The organism is Micromonospora sp. NPDC004336, assembly GCF_053602615.1.
In genome coordinates this window covers 1-14571 of the sequence record NZ_JBSGDY010000161.1, presented here as the reverse complement: position 1 = coordinate 14571, position 14571 = coordinate 1, and the positions used below count along the sequence as shown (strand labels likewise).

Here is a 14571-nt window from a genome sequence, read left to right as displayed (position 1 = left end):
CGCCGCCATCTGGCACAACCGGACCACCGGACAGCCCCTGACCAGGTCACTGATCGCCTACGACCACTGACCAGGATTAGGACTTACTCGTCTAGACCTGGGCGCCGTTCCAGTGCAGGTCGCCGTCGGGCCACCGGGCGAACGGCTCGGTCACCGGCAGCACGAACCAGCCGTCACTGCTGTCCACCACCCGGGCCGGGTCCTCGACGTCAAGCGGGCAGTAGAACGAGCGGGTCGGTGGCAGCTGCTGCCACCCGATCGAGCGGTAGTAGCCGCGGACGGGCTCGTTGCAGCCGAGCAGCCCGAACGGGACCGCCAGCTCGTCCAGCGCCGCCGCGATGCCGGCGCCGAGCTGCCGGCCGATCCCGGAACCCTGCCGGTCGGGGCGTACCGCAACCAGCCCGACCACGGCCACCAGTTGCTCGACCGTCCGGTCGGGACGGACCACTTGGATGAAGCGACGCAGCACGCCGGCATGGGCGGCGACCCCGGTGTCGTCGTTGATCGTGACCCGCAGCTCGGGCCGGGCGCCCGCCCAGCTCCGCCGCCCCTCGAAGGCGCCCGGATAGGTCGGGAACGCCGCGCGGAGGGTGGCCGCGATCTGCGCGTGCCCCGCCGGGTCCAGTGCGCCCTCCCGGTAGATGGTCCAAGGTGTCATGCGGCCACGATAGGCGTCCGACGGCCCGACCGCCCGGCGCGAGATCCCCGTCTGCCGTTGGCTAACCAGCGTTGCCCGGTGGCGACGTATGCCGAATGCTGGCGAGGCCGTCACCGGGACGGGCGACGACGGGAGCGGGGTGGGATGACCGATCGGGTAGGTGCCGAGGAGCTGCGCCGGGCCGAGCGCCGGCTCCAGGCCGCGCAGCTCGCCAGCGACGTGGCCTGCCTGGACGCGTTGCTCGACGACCGGCTCGTCTTCACCGGGCCGGACGGCGGACGACACTCCAAGGAGGACGACCTGCGCGTGCACCGCAGTGGCCGACAGGTGCTGACCACGGTGGCCGAGGAGGAGCTGACCGTCCTCGTCACCGGGCCCACCGGGGTCACCTGGTTTCTCGGCAGGGTGGCGGGCAGCGTCGACGGGTCGCCGTTCGACGTCCGGATGCGCTACACCCGCACCTGGGTGCGGGACGACCGGCACGGGTGGCGGGTCATCGCCGCGCACGCCAGCGTCGTCTGACGGCGACGCGTGCCGACCGCCGGGCCCTCCCCGCGCATCGCCAGGGCCCGCGACGCGATCGGCACCCGCAGCCCGCCGAACAGGCGCTAGTTGACCACCAGGAGGCCGGACAGCAGGACGCCCCGGGCCAGGTTGAGCACCCCGTCGCAGCCGGGGAAGCCCGTACGGACGCAGGCGCCCGCCGCCCGCCGCCCGAACAGGTACGGGGCGATGCTGTACGGCACCTCGGCGCTGACCGTCTCGCCGGTCTCGACGTGCACGAAGTCCAGCCCGACGTCGTCGGCCTTCACGTACTCCTGGAGGATGAAGCCGCCCCGCCCGACGGCCCGGGTCAGCCCGGCGCGCCACGCGTCGGCGTCGGTCTCCCGGCCGATCAGCACGTCCACCCCGGCGGAGCCGTCCGCCGGCTTCGCCACCAGGTCGTGCCGGTCGGCCAGCGCCCGGTCGAGCAGGTCCGCCGTCAGCGACCAGGTCCGCGGCACGTACCGCTGGACGAGATCGCGGTCGGCCGGGGCCAGCGCGTCGGCGTCCTCCCAGAGCCAGGCGAAGGCGCGCTTGTTGGCGATCAGCCACGCCGCCGCCGACACCCACATCGGCACCGTCCCCGCCGCCAGGCCCGCGTCCAGGGCGTCCACCCCGGCGCTCGGGGTGACCCGGTTGGGCACGAAGAGGCGGAACACCCCGTCGACCGGGGCGCCGCCGGCGACCAGCCGCTTCCGGTCGTCGAGCGTGACCTGTGAGACCGGGGCGATGACCAGGTCCAGGCCGAACGCGGCGGCCCGCTCGACCACCGGCGACAGCAGCCGGATGAACCGCTGCGGGTCGTCCAGGCCCGGGTACTCGGCGTCGAAGTCGATGAGCATGGCGACCCGGGCGCCCTCGGGCAGGCCGAGCCCGGCGCGGATCGCGGCGAACCGCTGGTCCACCGCCGAGGGCGCCGCCGACAGCCGGACCCGGTCGGTGAGGCCGCGCCGCCGGTAGACGTCGACGAAGCGGCGCACGGTGGTGTCCGCGTCGAACGCCCCACCGAGGCTGCTGTCGATGTTGTACTCCACGAACCGGGGCACCCCGCCGGAGAGCAGCACGTCCGGCCGGAACGCGGCCAGCAGCGCCTCGGTCAGCGGCTCGTCGTCGTCGAGCAGCCGGGTCTCGCCGTCGGGCACGTTCAGCAGCCGGCGCAGCTCGCCCGCTGTGGCGGCCCGCCGCCGGCACGCCTCGAAGACGAGCTGGGCGATCCGGTCGCAGACGGCGTTGAGCACGCCCAGCGAGGTCTCGTCCATCACGGGCGGCCGGGCCAGCCGCCACTGCTTGTTGTACGTGGCCCGACCGTCGAAGACGTCCCGCCAGGACTCGGCCCCGGCGGCCACCATCTCGGCGCGCACCGGCGCGGGCAGGTCCAGCCACGCCTGTGCGGCGGAGGGCCAGCGGTAGTCGGCGTCGATCACTTCAACCGTCCTTCACGACGTGTTCGATGGCGGCCAGGAGTTGCTCGCGGCCGGGCTGCACGGCCCGGTCCAGCGCGGGGGCGAACGGCAGCACCGCACCGTCGGGGCGGGTGACGCGGCGCGGCGGCGCGACCAGCCGCACCCGCTCGACCATGGTCGCGACGATCTCCCCGGCGACGCCGCAGGAGCGGTTGGAGTCGTCCACCACCACCAGCCGCCCGGTGCGGGCCACCGACTCGGCGAGGCCGTCCCAGTCGAACGGGTACAGCGTGCGGGGGTCGAACACCTCGACCGACACCCGGTCGGCCAGCTCCTCGGCGACGGCGAGGGCGTCGTGCACGAGGTGCCCGACCGCGACCACGGTCACGTCGTCGCCGAAGCGGTGCACCCGGCCCCGGCCCAGCGGCACCGGGGCCAGCGCCGCGAAGTCGACGTCGTCGCGGACGTCGAGCGCCCCCGCCGGGGCGAAGACCACCACCGGGTCGTCGCAGCGCACCGCCGACACCAGCAGCCCGTACGCGTCGGCGGGGGTGGCCGGCACCACCGTGGTCACCCCGACGTGGGCGAAGAGGCTGTACGGGTGGTCGGAGTGCTGCCCCGCCCAGCCCGTGCGGGAACCGGAGCCGGGCACCAGGTAGGTGACGGGCGCGGCGCACTGCCCGCCGGTCATCAGCGGGAACTTGTGGGCGTGGTTGACGATCTGCTCGAAGACCAGGAACAGCAGCGACGGGATCTGGAACTCCACCACCGGCCGCATCCCGGCCAGCGCCGCCCCGGTGGCGAAGCTGGTGAACGCCTGCTCCGACAGCGGCGTGTCGAGCACCCGGTCGGGACCGAACCGCCGGAACAGCCCGGCGGTGACGTTCGAGGCGGCCACCCGGATGTCCTCGCCGAGCAGGAACACCGACTCGTCGCGGGCCAGCTCGTCGGCGAGGGCCCGGGTGAGCGCCTTGCGGTAGGACAGTCTGGGCATCTACCCACCTCCGGTGCGGGCGGTCAGCCCGCTGGCGTACAGGTGCGCGAGGGCGTCGGCCGGGTCCGGTTCGGCGCCGGCGAGCGCGAACTCGACGGCCGCCGCCAGGGTGGCCTCGACCTCGGCGTCGACGTCGGCCCGTACGGCGGCGGGCAGCCGGGCGCCCTGGATGTCCACCGGGTCGCGGGCCCGGCCCCGGGCCACCTCGTCGGGCGGGCGGTAGTCGAGGCGTACCGCGTGTTCGAAGGTGTGGTGGGCGTCGAACCGGTAGGTGCGGGCCTCGATCAGCTCGGGGCCGCCGCCGGCGCGCATCCGGTCGACGGCGGCCGCCGCGACGTCGCGTACCGCCTCGGGGTCCTGGCCGTCGACGACGGCGGCCGGGATGCCGAACGCGGCGGCGCGGCCGGGGATGCTGCCGGCGACCGCGCCCGCGACGGGCATGGTGGTGGCGTAGCCGTTGTTCTCGCAGACGAACAGCACCGGCACCCGCCACAGCGCGGCCAGGTTGAACGCCTCCAGCAGCATCCCCTCGTTGACCGCGCCGTCGCCGAAGAAGCTCACCCCGACGGTGTCGTCGCCGCGGCGGCGGCGCGCCCACACCGCGCCGGTGATGATCGCCCCGGACGCGCCGACGATGGCGTTGGCGCCGAGCACGCCGACGCCGAAGTCGGCGGCGTGCATCGAGCCGCCCCGGCCGGCGTTGAGGCCGGTGACCCGGCCGCAGAGCTCGGCGAGCATCCGGGCCGGGTCGGCGCCCTTGGCGAGCACGTGCCCGTGCCCGCGGTGGGTGCCGGCGACGACGTCGTCGGCACCCAGGGCGGCGCACACCCCGGCGGCGATCCCCTCCTGCCCGAGGTACGGGTGGATGCCGCCGACGATCTGCCCGGAGCGGACCAGCTCGATGGCCCGCTCCTCGAACCGGCGGATCAGCCGTACCGTCCGGTAGAGCCGGACCGGGTCGGCGTCGGTCACCGGCCGCGGCCCTCCTTGACCGCGGCGAGGATGTCGTCCCACAGCTTCGCCCGGGCGGCGAGCGCGGTGTTGACGGTGTCCGCGCACTCCTGCCACCTGACGTCGTCGTCGCCGCACAGGTCGGCGAGCATCTGCATCGCCATCGGGGTGTGCTGCTCGCCGTCGACCTCGATGTGCCGTTCCAGGTAGTCGACGAACGTGTGCAGCTTGCGGCTGCGCTCGTTGACGGCGACGACCTGGGTGAACATGTCGGGGATCAGGTCCTCCCGGCCGAAGGCGAAGGCCGCCGCCTGGCAGTGCACGGGGGTGGTCTCGATGATCCGCCAGGTGGTGGCGGCGAACGCCGCCGACGGCGCGGGCACGCCCGCCTCGGCCAGCGCCTCGGCCACCGGCCGGCCGGCCCGCAGCAGGTCCACCAGCCGGTCCACGGCCGTGGTGTCGGCGCCGGCCTCCCGCATGCCCCGCACGTAGAGCTCGAAGTGGCTGATGTGGCCCTCGCCCAGCTCGTCGCTCTCCTCGACCATCACGATGTCGTTGATCAGCCGGCGGCTGCCGGTCGGCCCGGTGGGGATCCACGGCACGGTGACGCAGGTGAGCTGCCGCTGCAACGACTTCAGCAGGGACATGAAGTCCCAGACGGCGAAGACGTGGTGCTCCATGAAGGTGACCAGCGCCTCGTGGGTGTCGAGGGCGGCGTAGAGCGGGTGCCGCACGACGGCCTCGCGGCGGTCGGTCACCGCCTTCTCCAGCCGCTCGATGCCCGGGTGGGTCTTCCCCCAGTCGTAGCGTGACATGTCAGCCTCCCTGCGGGGCGCGGTGGCGCCAGATGACGGGGCAGTACTCGGGGTCGGCGTAGTCCGGCCGACCGTCGGGGGTGCGGCGCACGAGCACGTCGTGGTTGTACGCGGCGAGCGTGCCGTCGGAGAGGGGGAACTCCCGCCAGGCGTTGTCGCCGTCCTGCAGGTGCAGCGAGATCGCCCGGCGCGGGCGGCCGCTGACGTTGGCGCCGCTGCCGTGGTAGGTGCGGCAGTGGTGGAAGCTCATGTGCCCCTTGGGGATCACCATCGGCACCTTGCGGATCTGGGCGCCGTTGTGGGCCGCGTTCTCGGCGAGCATCTCCTCCAACTGGTCGCGGTCGCGCTCGGCGAAGTGGCGCACCACCGTGTCGTCCGCGCCGATCTCCTTCCACCGGTGCGAACCGTCGACCATCGTGATGGTGCCCATCTCCTCGCCGCAGTCGTGCAACGGGATGAACGCGGTGAGCATGTTCTCCGACGACGACGACGCCCAGTAGTGCTTGTCGAAGTGCCAGGGCACGATGTTGGACGGCTCGCCGGAGATCGGCGGCTTGTAGATCAGCGTGGACTGGAAGACGCGGATCTCGGTGGCCCGCGCGAGCCGGGCCGCGACCGCGCCGATCAGCGGCTTGCGCAGGATCGCGCCGAGCCCGTCGTGCTCGTGGTGGACGTAGTCGTTGTGCCGCTGCACCTCACCCTTCGACGGCTCCCAGTAGGCGAGCTTCGGCGGGCGCACCGGCAGGCGGCGGTCCCGCTCGCCGGCGTAGTAGCGCTCGGACGCCGCCGTGAGGGCGTCCACCTCGTCGTCGGTGAGCAGCTTCTTCGACAGGTACCAGCCGTGCTCGGCGTAGAAGGCGACGTCCTCGTCGGACGGGAGCAGCGCCTCCTCCTCGGCGGTCAGTGTCGGCTCGAACTCGGTCGTGGTCACGCCCGCACCTCCTGCGGTGTCGCGGCCGCGGCGGCGAGGGTCGCCCCCGCCGCGGCCAGTTCCCGTTCCTTGGCCTCGTAGAGCGCCTTGATGTTGCCGCTGCCGAACGTCCGCGCCCCGCGCCGCTCGATCAGCTCCAGGAAGAGCGTGCGGCGCACGTGCATGGACTCGGTGAAGATCTGCAGCAGCTGCCCGCCGTGGTCGCGGTCGACCAGCACGCCGAGGTCGCGCAGCCGGTCCAGCGGCGCGTCCACCCGGCCGACCCGCGCCTCCAGGGCGTCGTAGTAGCTGCGGGGGGTGCCGGCGAAGCGCACGCCCCGCTCGGCGAGCGCGCCGACGGCGGTGACGATGTCGTCGGTGCGCAGCCCGAGGTGCTGCACCCCGGCGCCGGCGTGCTGGTCGAGGAAGGCGTCGATCTGCCCCGGCCGCCGGCCGCGGTCCGGTTCCAGCAGCACCAGGGTGACCCGCCCCGACGGGCTCTGCACCACCTTGGAGTTCATGGCCTGCCCGGCGACCTCGATGTGCTCGGCGAAGATCTCCGCGAAGCCGAACACCTCCCGGTAGTGCCCGACGGTCTCGTCGAGCTGGCCCGGCGGCACGCAGACCGCCAGGTGGTCGATCTCGGCGAGCAGCTTGTCGTCGCTGCCGCCGGCCGGGGGCGTCATCTCGACCGCGCCGGGCAGGAACTCGCCCCGGTCGCCGCGCCGGGACACCAGGCGGTGCAGCACGTCGCCGAAGCCGCCCACCTCGGCGGTCACCACCTCGGCGTCCGCGCCGGTGTGGGTGGTCGGCGGCGTCACCCCCGCCGCCCCGCGACCGACCAGCTCGGCGTACGCGGCGGCCGCGTCGTCGACCTCCAGCGCCACCACCGCGATGCCGTCGCCGTGCCGCTGCACGTACCGGGACGCGGGATGCTCGGCGGTGAGCCCGGAGGTCAGCACCATCCGGACGTCGGCGTGGCACAGCAGCAGCGACCGCTGGTCGGCCAGCCCGGTCTCGGGCCCGCCCTGGCCGCACAGGTGGAAGCCGACCGCCCGGCCGAAGTAGAAGGCCGCCTGCCGGGCGTCGCCCACGTAGAGTTCGATGTGGTCTATCCCACGGATGTCCATGTCCTCAGCCCTTTCCACGGTTCCCCCGTGGTTGCCGCCCGGGCGCGCTCCGCCCGGGGTGGAGCGGTTGTCTCAGGCCCTCGGCCGGGCGGCCCGCGCGAGCAGCAGGCTCACGTTCTGGCCGCCGAAGCCGAAGGAGTTGGTCAGCGCGTACCCGGTGTCGGTCTCCCTCGGCTCCTTGCGGACGTGGTCCGCCGGGCACGCCGGATCCGGGTCGTCGAGGTTGTGCGTCGGCGGGAGCAGGCCCCGGCCCAGCGCCAGCGCGGTGGCCGCCGTCTCCAGCACCCCGGAGGCGCCGAGCAGGTGGCCGGTGAGCGCCTTGGTGGAGCTGACCGGCACGCCGCCGACGCCGAACACGTCGGCCAGCGCCGTGGTCTCGGCGATGTCGCCGAGCTTCGTGCCGGTGCCGTGCGCGTTGACGTAGCCGACCCGCGCGGCGGGCACGCCGCCGCTGGCCAGCGCCCGCCGCATGCACTCCGCCGCGCCGGCGCCGTCGGGCCGGGGGGCGGTCGGGTGGTACGCGTCGGTGGTCGCCCCGTACCCGGCGACCTCGGCGTAGCCGGTGACGCCCCGGGCGGCGGCGTGCTCGGCGCGTTCCAGCACCAGCAGGGCCGCGCCCTCGGCGAGGACGAACCCGTTGCGGCGGGCGTCGAACGGCCGGCTCGCCGCCGTCGGGTCGGCCCAGCCCCGGGCCAGCGCCCGGGCGTTGCCGAAGGTGTCGGCGAAGGTCGGGAACAGCGGCGCCTCGCTGGCCCCGCAGAGCACCACGTCGGCCTCCCCGGCGCGGATCAGCCGGACGGCGTCGGCGACGGACTGGGCGCCGGAGGCGCAGGCCGTGCCGACCGAGGACGTGTAGCCGCGGATGCCGTGCCGGATGGCGATCCGCGCCGCCGGCATGTTCGGCAGGATGCCGGTGAGCAGGTACGGGCTGACCGCCGCGCGGCCCCGCTCGGCGCGGGCCAGCACCTGCGACTCCAGGGTGGCCATCCCGCCGACGCCGCCGACGATCACCCCGACGCGGCCCGGGTCCACGTCCCGGCCCACCTCGATGCCGGCGTCGGCGAGCGCGTCGGCGGCGGCGAGCAGGGCGAGCACCACGATCCGGTCCAGCACCCGGGTCTCCGGCCCGGAGGCGACGGTGCGCGGGTCGACGTCCGGGAGCAGGCCGGCGACCTCCAGCGACGGCGCGGCGGGGTGCCCGTCGGGCGGCCGGGTCAGCCCGGAGCGGCCGGCGCAGAGCGCGTCGAACGTGGCCTCGACGCCCCGGCCGACGGGGGTGAACAGCCCCATCCCGGTGATGACGGCGGTCACGACGGCGACTCGGTGAGATAGCGCTCCCGCAGCGCCACCTTGCGCACCTTGCCGGTGACGGTGACCGGGATGTCGGCGGGGCGCACCGGCACCACCCGGCGCAGGGTCGCGCCGACGTCGGGCCCGAGCGCCGCCCGGACCCGCTCGGTGCGGTCGGCGTCGTCGTCGGCGCCGGCGGCGAGCTCCAGCAGCACGTCGGTGGACACCCGACCGCCCTCGGCGACGATCACCACGGTGCAGTCGGTGACGTCGGGGCAGGCGGCGAGGATCCGCTCCTCCGACAGCGCCGTGTAGAACCGCCGCCCGTCGCCCGCGTCGACGGAGTCGACGGCCCGGTCCATGTGGTAATAGCGCCCGTCGGCGTCGGCGTACACCAGGTCCCCGGTGAGGTACCAGCCGCGCTGGCGGAACCGGTGGGTGGTGACCGAGTCGTTCCAGTAGCCCCGGAACAGCGACGGCGAGTCGACGCCCAGCCAGCCCACCTCGCCGGTCGGCACCGGCTCGCCGTCGGCGTCGAGCACCGCCACCCGGGCGAACCGGTAGGGCCGGCCGATGCAGCGGCCGTACCGGTCGGTGTCGGTGCGGTGGGTGATGTGGAACATCGAGTGCCCCATCTCGCTGGAGCCGAGCCCGTCGATGAAGACGGAGCCGGGCACCCGGGTGACCCCCTCGCGGGTCATCGTGTCGCGGGAGCCGACCGCGACGAGCCGGCGCACGTGCGGCTCGTGCGAGCAGTCGCCGGTGTTGAACCACAGCGACACCGAGTCCAGGTCGTACGCGGACAGGTCGAAGCGCGCCAGCTCCGCCCACGTCACCGAGAAGCCGAACACGCCGTCGGGGCGCCAGCGCTGGATCGCGTCTAGCACCCGCTCGCCGCCCTGGTCGGAGAGCAGGAACATCTCCGCGCGGTTGCCGAGCGCCTGGTTGACCATGAGCACGGTGGCGGTGTGCGGGGCGGGCAGCGCGTTGAGGATGCGGCTGGTGCCCTGCGCCTGCGGCATGGTGAGCAGGTGCCGGGTCGCGGCGAAGAGGCTCGCGTGCGAGTGCAGCACCGCCTTCGGCACGCCGGTCGTGCCGGAGGTGTGGGTGATGACCACCGGGTCGTCGGCGTGGTGCCGGTAGTGCGCCGGCGCGGCGGCCGGGTCGCCCGTGCCCGCCTCGGCGGGCGTGCCGAGGAGCGGCACGCCGAGGTCGTGCCCGGCCAGCAGCGCGGTGTGCGCGTCGTCGGCGAGCACCCCGACGCCGCGCAGCCGGCGGACGTACTCGGCGGCGATCTGCGGGCGCAGCCTGCCGTTCATCAGCGCCGGGATCGCGCCGAGGCGGGCCAGCGCGAGGAAGCTGAGCACCATGTCGGCGGCGGCGGTGGCCCAGACGGCGACCGGGTCGCGCGGCCTGACGCCCCGCTCGTGCAGCCACGCGGCGCGGGCGGCAACCCGTTCGTCGAGCCGGCCCAGGGTCAGCGGCCGCTCGGCCGGGTGGCCGTCCACGGCGGTGTCGAAGGTGAGCCCCGGCCCGTCCGGGTCGGCGCCGTGCGCCAGCACCCGGGCCAGCACGTTGCCGGCGCCGATCCGCTCGTCGGCGGCCAGCCTCCCCCGTAGTCCCCTCGTCCTCACGGTGTGTCTCCTCCCCCCAGCAGCACCGCGACGGCCCGGGTGCCGGGCGCGCCGTCGGCCCCCGGGTCCCGCGCACCGCCGTCGTCGGGTGCCTGTTCGATCAGGACCAGCAACGCCCGGTCGGCGTCGCCGTCGTGCAGCAGCAGGTCGACCGCCGCGATCCCCTCGTCGCGCGGGTCGCCGGTCGGCGCGAGGCAGACCACCGGCCCGCCCAGCCCCCAGCGGGCGGCCACGTGCCCGGCCACGCTGTTGGGCACCGACTGGAAGAAGAACAGCGGGCCGGGCCGGCCGCCGGCGGCGACGGTGGCCCGCACGTGCGCCGCGCCGGCCCGGTCCCCCGCCGCGCTGACGAGCACGACCGCGGTGCGCTCCCCGTCGGGCGCCGGCCGGCCGCCGTACGCCCGGGTCAGGCAGCGCTCGGCGACCGCCGCGACCACCGGCGGGAAGTCGGAGTGCACGAACCCGGGCACCGGCGGCGGCGCGCCGTCGCCCGGCTCCGGCCAGGCCGACTCCGCCAGCACGGCGGGCCCGGCCGACTCCGCCGACGCGGCAGGCCCGGCCGACTCCCCCAGCACGGCGGGCCCGGCCGACTCCCCCAGCACGGCGGGCCCGGCCGACTCCCCCAGCACGGCGGGCCCGGCCGACTCCACCGGCGCGGCGGGCCGGGCGGTGGCGACGCCGGCGGCCCCGTGCCCGCTCACGCGGCACCCACCAGCAGGGCGGTGTTCGCGCCGCCGAAGGCGGCGTTGAGGCTCAGCGCGTACCCGGTGGTGGCCGGGCGGGGCGCGTCGCGGATGACGTCGACGGGGCAGGCCGGGTCGCGGCCCGCCCAGCCGGCGTTGACCGGCAGCTTCCGGTGCCGCAGGGCGAGCACCGTGACCACCAGCTCCAGCAGCCCGGAGGCCTCCAGGGCGTGCCCGTGCAGCGCCTTGGTGGAGCTGACCGGCACCCGGTCCGCCGCCGCGCCGAACGCCACGCGCAGCGCCGCCGCCTCCGAGGCGTCGCTGTGGCCGGTGCCGGTGGCGTTGGCGTTGACGTACCCGATCTCCTCCGCCGCCAGGCCGGCCCGGCGCAGCGCGGCGGTGACCGCGCGGGCCAGGCCGCGACCGCCCGGCTCGGGCCGGCAGGGGTGGAACGCGTCCCCGGCCCGGCCCCAGCCGAGCAGGTCGGCGACCGGCGTCCGGGCGACGGCCGCGGCTTCGAGCACCACCGCGGCGACCCCGTCGCCGAGCAGCAGGCCGGTGCGCCCGGCGCTGAACGGGCGCACCGCGCCGTCGGTGGCCAGCGCGCGGCCGGCGTCGAAGAGGGCGTACTGGTCCGGCTCGACCAGGTAGCCCGCGGCGACCACCACCCGGTCGGCGTCGCCGCGCCGGATCAGCGCGGCGGCGTCGGCCACGGCGCTGCTCGCCGAGACGCAGGCCGTGGTGTACGCCCGGGTCGGCCCGGTGAGGCCGGTCCGCGCGGCCAGGCCGGTGGTCAGCGCCGGCACGTGCGCGCCGCCGTGCACGGCCAGCAGCAGGGCGGTGCCGGCCCGGCGGCCGGCGTCTAGACCCGCGGCCCGGCAGGCGGCGTCGACCGCCTCGGCCAGTTCTTCGGCCAGGTCGCCGACGTCGGGCAGGGTGGCGGCGGCGTCGACCCGGCGTGAGGCCGTGTCGAAGCGGTCCACCGGCCGGAACGCGGGGGTACCGGCCAGCGCGCCGGCGAGCTGCGCGTCGGCGCCCCGGCCGAGGGCGCTGGTCGCGTGGACGCCGGTGAGCTGGACGGCCGTCCGCTCAGCCATCGGCGGCGGCGGTCAGGGAGGTCCGGAAGACCGCCAGGGCGTCGTCGACGGTGCGGATGCCGGCGAGCTGGTCGTCGGTGAGGTCGAGCTGCCGCTCGTAGCGCTGCTCCACGAGGTGGACCAGCCAGGCCAGCTCCATCGAGCCGATCCGGTCGCCGACCTCGGCGGCCGGCTTCTCGGTGAGCTCGGCGAGCATCGTCACCAGGTCAGCTCGCCCCAGGTCGGGCTGACCGGCCATCAGGAGTTGTCGCTCGTCGCCCCGGCGACCCGGTCGGCGACCATCGTGGTGAACTCGCCGACCGTCATCAGGGCCAGCTTCTCCGACTCGTCGTCGGCGAACTTGAGCCCGTAGCGGTCCTCCACCCGTACGGCGAGGTCGGCCAGGGCCAACGACTCCAGGTCCACCCCGGACGGGCCGAGGGTGGTGTCGTCGTCGAGGTCCTCGACGTCGTAGTTCATGTCCTCGAGCTGCTCGACGACGAAGGCGCGGATCTCGGCTCGCATGGTTAACCTCTTTCTGTGAACCAGTTACCGGTGCCCGGTCGGGACACCGTGTACGTCTGGGTGGGCCGGGAGGACGGCGGTCGGCCGGCCCCGGCCGGGCCGCTGCTGCGGCGGGCGGGCGCCACGCTGCTCGGCGGCGCACGGGCGCGGATCGTGGTGGAGCGCGGCCCCGACGGGCGACCCGTCGTCGCGGCGTCGGGGGCGGACGGTCGGGTGGAGCTGCCGGTCAGCGTGAGCCGCACCGACGGGCTGGTGGTGGTCGCCGCCCGCCCGGCCGGCCCGGTCGGGGTCGACGTGGAGCGGGTGCGCCGGCTGCCCGCCGTGGCGCTGGCCCGCCGGTGGTACGCCCCGGCCGAGGCGTCCTGGCTGGCGGGGCGGCCCGCCGACGGCCGGGTGGCGGACTTCCTGCGGCTGTGGACCGCGAAGGAGGCCGTGGGCAAGGCGCTCGGGGTGGGGCTGCGCGGCGGCGGCCTGCGCCAGCGGATGCCGGTGCCCGTCGACCCCGGCGGGCCACGGGCGGCCGGCGGCGAGGTCCGGCTGCGGCCGGTTCCCGGCGGCGCGGGCCTGCGCGTCGGGCATCCGCCGGTGGGCGGCGGACTGGTCCTGGCGGTCGCGGTGCGCGCCGCCGACGCGGCGCCGGTCGAGGTGGTCGTCGTGGCGGACGGGCAGGTCGGAGCGACGCAGCGGACCGGTCACGTGGCGGACGGGCGGGTCGGGGCGGCGCAAGGGACCGGTCACGTGGCCGCCGTCCGCAGCGCGTCGACCGCGCGCACCAGCTTGCCGGTGGTGGTGCGGGGCAGCTGATCCAGCAGGCGCAGGGTGCGCGGCCGCTTGTAGCCGGCCAGCCGCTCGGCGAGCAGCTTGTCCAGCACCTCCTCGGACAGCGGCCCGTCCGGCTGCACGTAGGCGGTGACGCCGTTGTCCCAGACGACCACGGCGGCGGCGACGCCGGGCAGCTCGGCGACGGTCGTCTCCACCTCGGTGAGGTCGACCTTCAGGCCGCCGACGGAGACCTGCGAGTCGAGTCGCCCGCGCACGGTGACCAGCCCGGTCTCCGCGTCGACGGTGCCGGCGTCGCGGGTGTGCAGCCAGCCGTCGGCCCACCGGGTGGGGTCGCTGAACCCGACGTACGGCGACGCGGGGCAGCTCACCCGCAGTTCGCCGTCGACCTCGCGGACCTCGATGCCGGGGGCGGGGGCGATGGACGGGCGGTGCCGCCCGTACAGGTCGGTGCCGATGACGCCGACCTCGGTCATCCCGTACATGTTGCCCAGCGGCACGCCGTGGCGGTCGGTGAAGGCGCGGGCGACGGCGGCGGGGACCAGCTCACCGCCGGTGGTCATCCGCTTGAACTGCGGCAGCGGGCCCGCAGACCGGGTGGAGGCGAGCAGTCCGATGTGGAACGGCACGCCGAGCACGGTGGCCGGCGAGTCGGCGGCGGCGATCGCGGCCAGCACGGCGTCGCCGGCCAGGCGCTGCGGCGGCACCAGTTCCACCCCGGCGTGCAGGCCGTAGAGCAGGCCGCCGACCAGGCCGAGCACGTGCACCATCGAGGGCAGCAGGATGATCCGCTCGCCGGGCAGGGCCACCCCGTCGATGCGGGTGTAGCGGTGCACCTCGGCGACGAGGTCGGCGGCGGTGCGGCCGATCACCTTGGACGGTCCGGTGGAGCCGGAGCTGAGCTGGATCACCGCGTGTCCGCTGACGGCCGGCCGGTCGGCGTACGCGGTGACGCCCTCGGTGACGTCGACGAAGATCCGCAGCGCTCCGCCGCCGGTGCGCTGCGGCGCCACCACCACCTGCGGGGTGAGCCGTTCCAGCGCCCGGCCCACCTCGTGGTCGGTGAGCCGGTGGTCGAGCAGGACGGCCTGGGCTCCGCTGCGCCAGGTGGCCAGCAGGTTCACCACGTACGCCAGCGAGGGCGGCAGGCGCAGCGCCGCCGCGCCGCCGGGACGCAGG

Annotated in this window: 16 protein-coding genes; 2 read left to right on the top strand and 14 right to left on the bottom strand. The window is 75.5% G+C overall.

The window, feature by feature from the left end:
* Window positions 1-91: 91 nt before the first annotated feature.
* Window positions 92-658, bottom strand: a complete 567-nt coding sequence (locus ACWENR_RS25170; protein WP_452279434.1) for a hypothetical protein — start codon at window positions 656-658, stop codon at window positions 92-94.
* Between the two features lie 144 nt (window positions 659-802).
* Here ACWENR_RS25170 and ACWENR_RS25165 point away from each other — a divergent pair, with 144 nt between their 5' ends.
* The gene (locus tag ACWENR_RS25165; protein WP_452279433.1) at window positions 803-1180 is read left to right on the top strand and encodes a nuclear transport factor 2 family protein; all 378 of its coding nucleotides are present in this window, start codon (window positions 803-805) and stop codon (window positions 1178-1180) included.
* An 86-nt stretch (window positions 1181-1266) separates the two neighbouring features.
* Here ACWENR_RS25165 and ACWENR_RS25160 read toward each other — a convergent pair whose 3' ends face one another.
* The 12 genes from ACWENR_RS25160 to ACWENR_RS25105 all read right to left on the bottom strand — a co-directional run bounded on the left by ACWENR_RS25160 (window position 1267) and on the right by ACWENR_RS25105 (window position 12612).
* Window positions 1267-2625 (bottom strand): hypothetical protein, encoded by a 1359-nt coding sequence (locus ACWENR_RS25160; protein ID WP_452279432.1) that lies wholly within the window; start codon window positions 2623-2625, stop codon window positions 1267-1269.
* Window position 2626: 1 nt separating this feature from the next.
* On the bottom strand, window positions 2627-3598 hold the full coding sequence (locus ACWENR_RS25155; protein WP_452279431.1) for an alpha-ketoacid dehydrogenase subunit beta: 972 nt from the start codon (window positions 3596-3598) through the stop codon (window positions 2627-2629).
* Complete coding sequence (locus tag ACWENR_RS25150) at window positions 3599-4570, bottom strand: thiamine pyrophosphate-dependent dehydrogenase E1 component subunit alpha (RefSeq protein ID WP_452279430.1); 972 nt, start codon at window positions 4568-4570, stop codon at window positions 3599-3601.
* Window positions 4567-5364 carry a DUF3050 domain-containing protein gene (locus ACWENR_RS25145; RefSeq protein WP_452279429.1) on the bottom strand — a complete coding sequence of 266 codons (798 nt, stop codon included), beginning with the start codon at window positions 5362-5364 and terminating at the stop codon, window positions 4567-4569. Before ACWENR_RS25145 ends, ACWENR_RS25150 begins: the two co-directional genes overlap by 4 nt.
* 1 nt (window position 5365) lies before the next feature.
* A complete protein-coding gene (locus ACWENR_RS25140; protein WP_452279428.1) occupies window positions 5366-6295 on the bottom strand; it encodes a phytanoyl-CoA dioxygenase family protein in 930 nt (309 codons plus the stop codon).
* Window positions 6292-7404, bottom strand: coding sequence for a 4-hydroxyphenylpyruvate dioxygenase (gene hppD, locus ACWENR_RS25135; protein ID WP_452279427.1), 1113 nt, complete (start codon window positions 7402-7404; stop codon window positions 6292-6294). Before hppD ends, ACWENR_RS25140 begins: the two co-directional genes overlap by 4 nt.
* Before the next feature lie 72 nt (window positions 7405-7476).
* Window positions 7477-8715, bottom strand: a complete 1239-nt coding sequence (locus ACWENR_RS25130; protein ID WP_452279426.1) for a beta-ketoacyl-[acyl-carrier-protein] synthase family protein — start codon at window positions 8713-8715, stop codon at window positions 7477-7479.
* Window positions 8712-10328: a class I adenylate-forming enzyme family protein gene (locus tag ACWENR_RS25125; RefSeq protein WP_452279425.1), complete on the bottom strand. Its 1617-nt coding sequence runs from the start codon at window positions 10326-10328 to the stop codon at window positions 8712-8714. Before ACWENR_RS25125 ends, ACWENR_RS25130 begins: the two co-directional genes overlap by 4 nt.
* The gene (locus ACWENR_RS25120) at window positions 10325-10900 is read right to left on the bottom strand and encodes a beta-ketoacyl synthase chain length factor (RefSeq protein ID WP_452279435.1); all 576 of its coding nucleotides are present in this window, start codon (window positions 10898-10900) and stop codon (window positions 10325-10327) included. Before ACWENR_RS25120 ends, ACWENR_RS25125 begins: the two co-directional genes overlap by 4 nt.
* 125 nt (window positions 10901-11025) lie before the next feature.
* Window positions 11026-12108, bottom strand: a complete 1083-nt coding sequence (locus ACWENR_RS25115; protein WP_452279424.1) for a beta-ketoacyl synthase N-terminal-like domain-containing protein — start codon at window positions 12106-12108, stop codon at window positions 11026-11028.
* Window positions 12101-12346: an acyl carrier protein gene (locus tag ACWENR_RS25110; RefSeq protein ID WP_452279423.1), complete on the bottom strand. Its 246-nt coding sequence runs from the start codon at window positions 12344-12346 to the stop codon at window positions 12101-12103. The genes ACWENR_RS25115 and ACWENR_RS25110 overlap by 8 nt, the downstream gene beginning before the upstream one ends.
* Complete coding sequence (locus ACWENR_RS25105) at window positions 12346-12612, bottom strand: acyl carrier protein (protein WP_452279422.1); 267 nt, start codon at window positions 12610-12612, stop codon at window positions 12346-12348. The genes ACWENR_RS25110 and ACWENR_RS25105 overlap by 1 nt, the downstream gene beginning before the upstream one ends.
* A 15-nt stretch (window positions 12613-12627) precedes the next feature.
* Here ACWENR_RS25105 and ACWENR_RS25100 point away from each other — a divergent pair, with 15 nt between their 5' ends.
* A complete protein-coding gene (locus ACWENR_RS25100; protein WP_452279421.1) occupies window positions 12628-13416 on the top strand; it encodes a 4'-phosphopantetheinyl transferase family protein in 789 nt (262 codons plus the stop codon).
* Here ACWENR_RS25100 and ACWENR_RS25095 read toward each other — a convergent pair.
* The coding region (locus tag ACWENR_RS25095; protein WP_452279420.1) for a class I adenylate-forming enzyme family protein at window positions 13347-14571 on the bottom strand (1225 nt) is incomplete at its 5' end. The two genes, ACWENR_RS25100 and ACWENR_RS25095, sit on opposite strands and share 70 nt — an antisense overlap.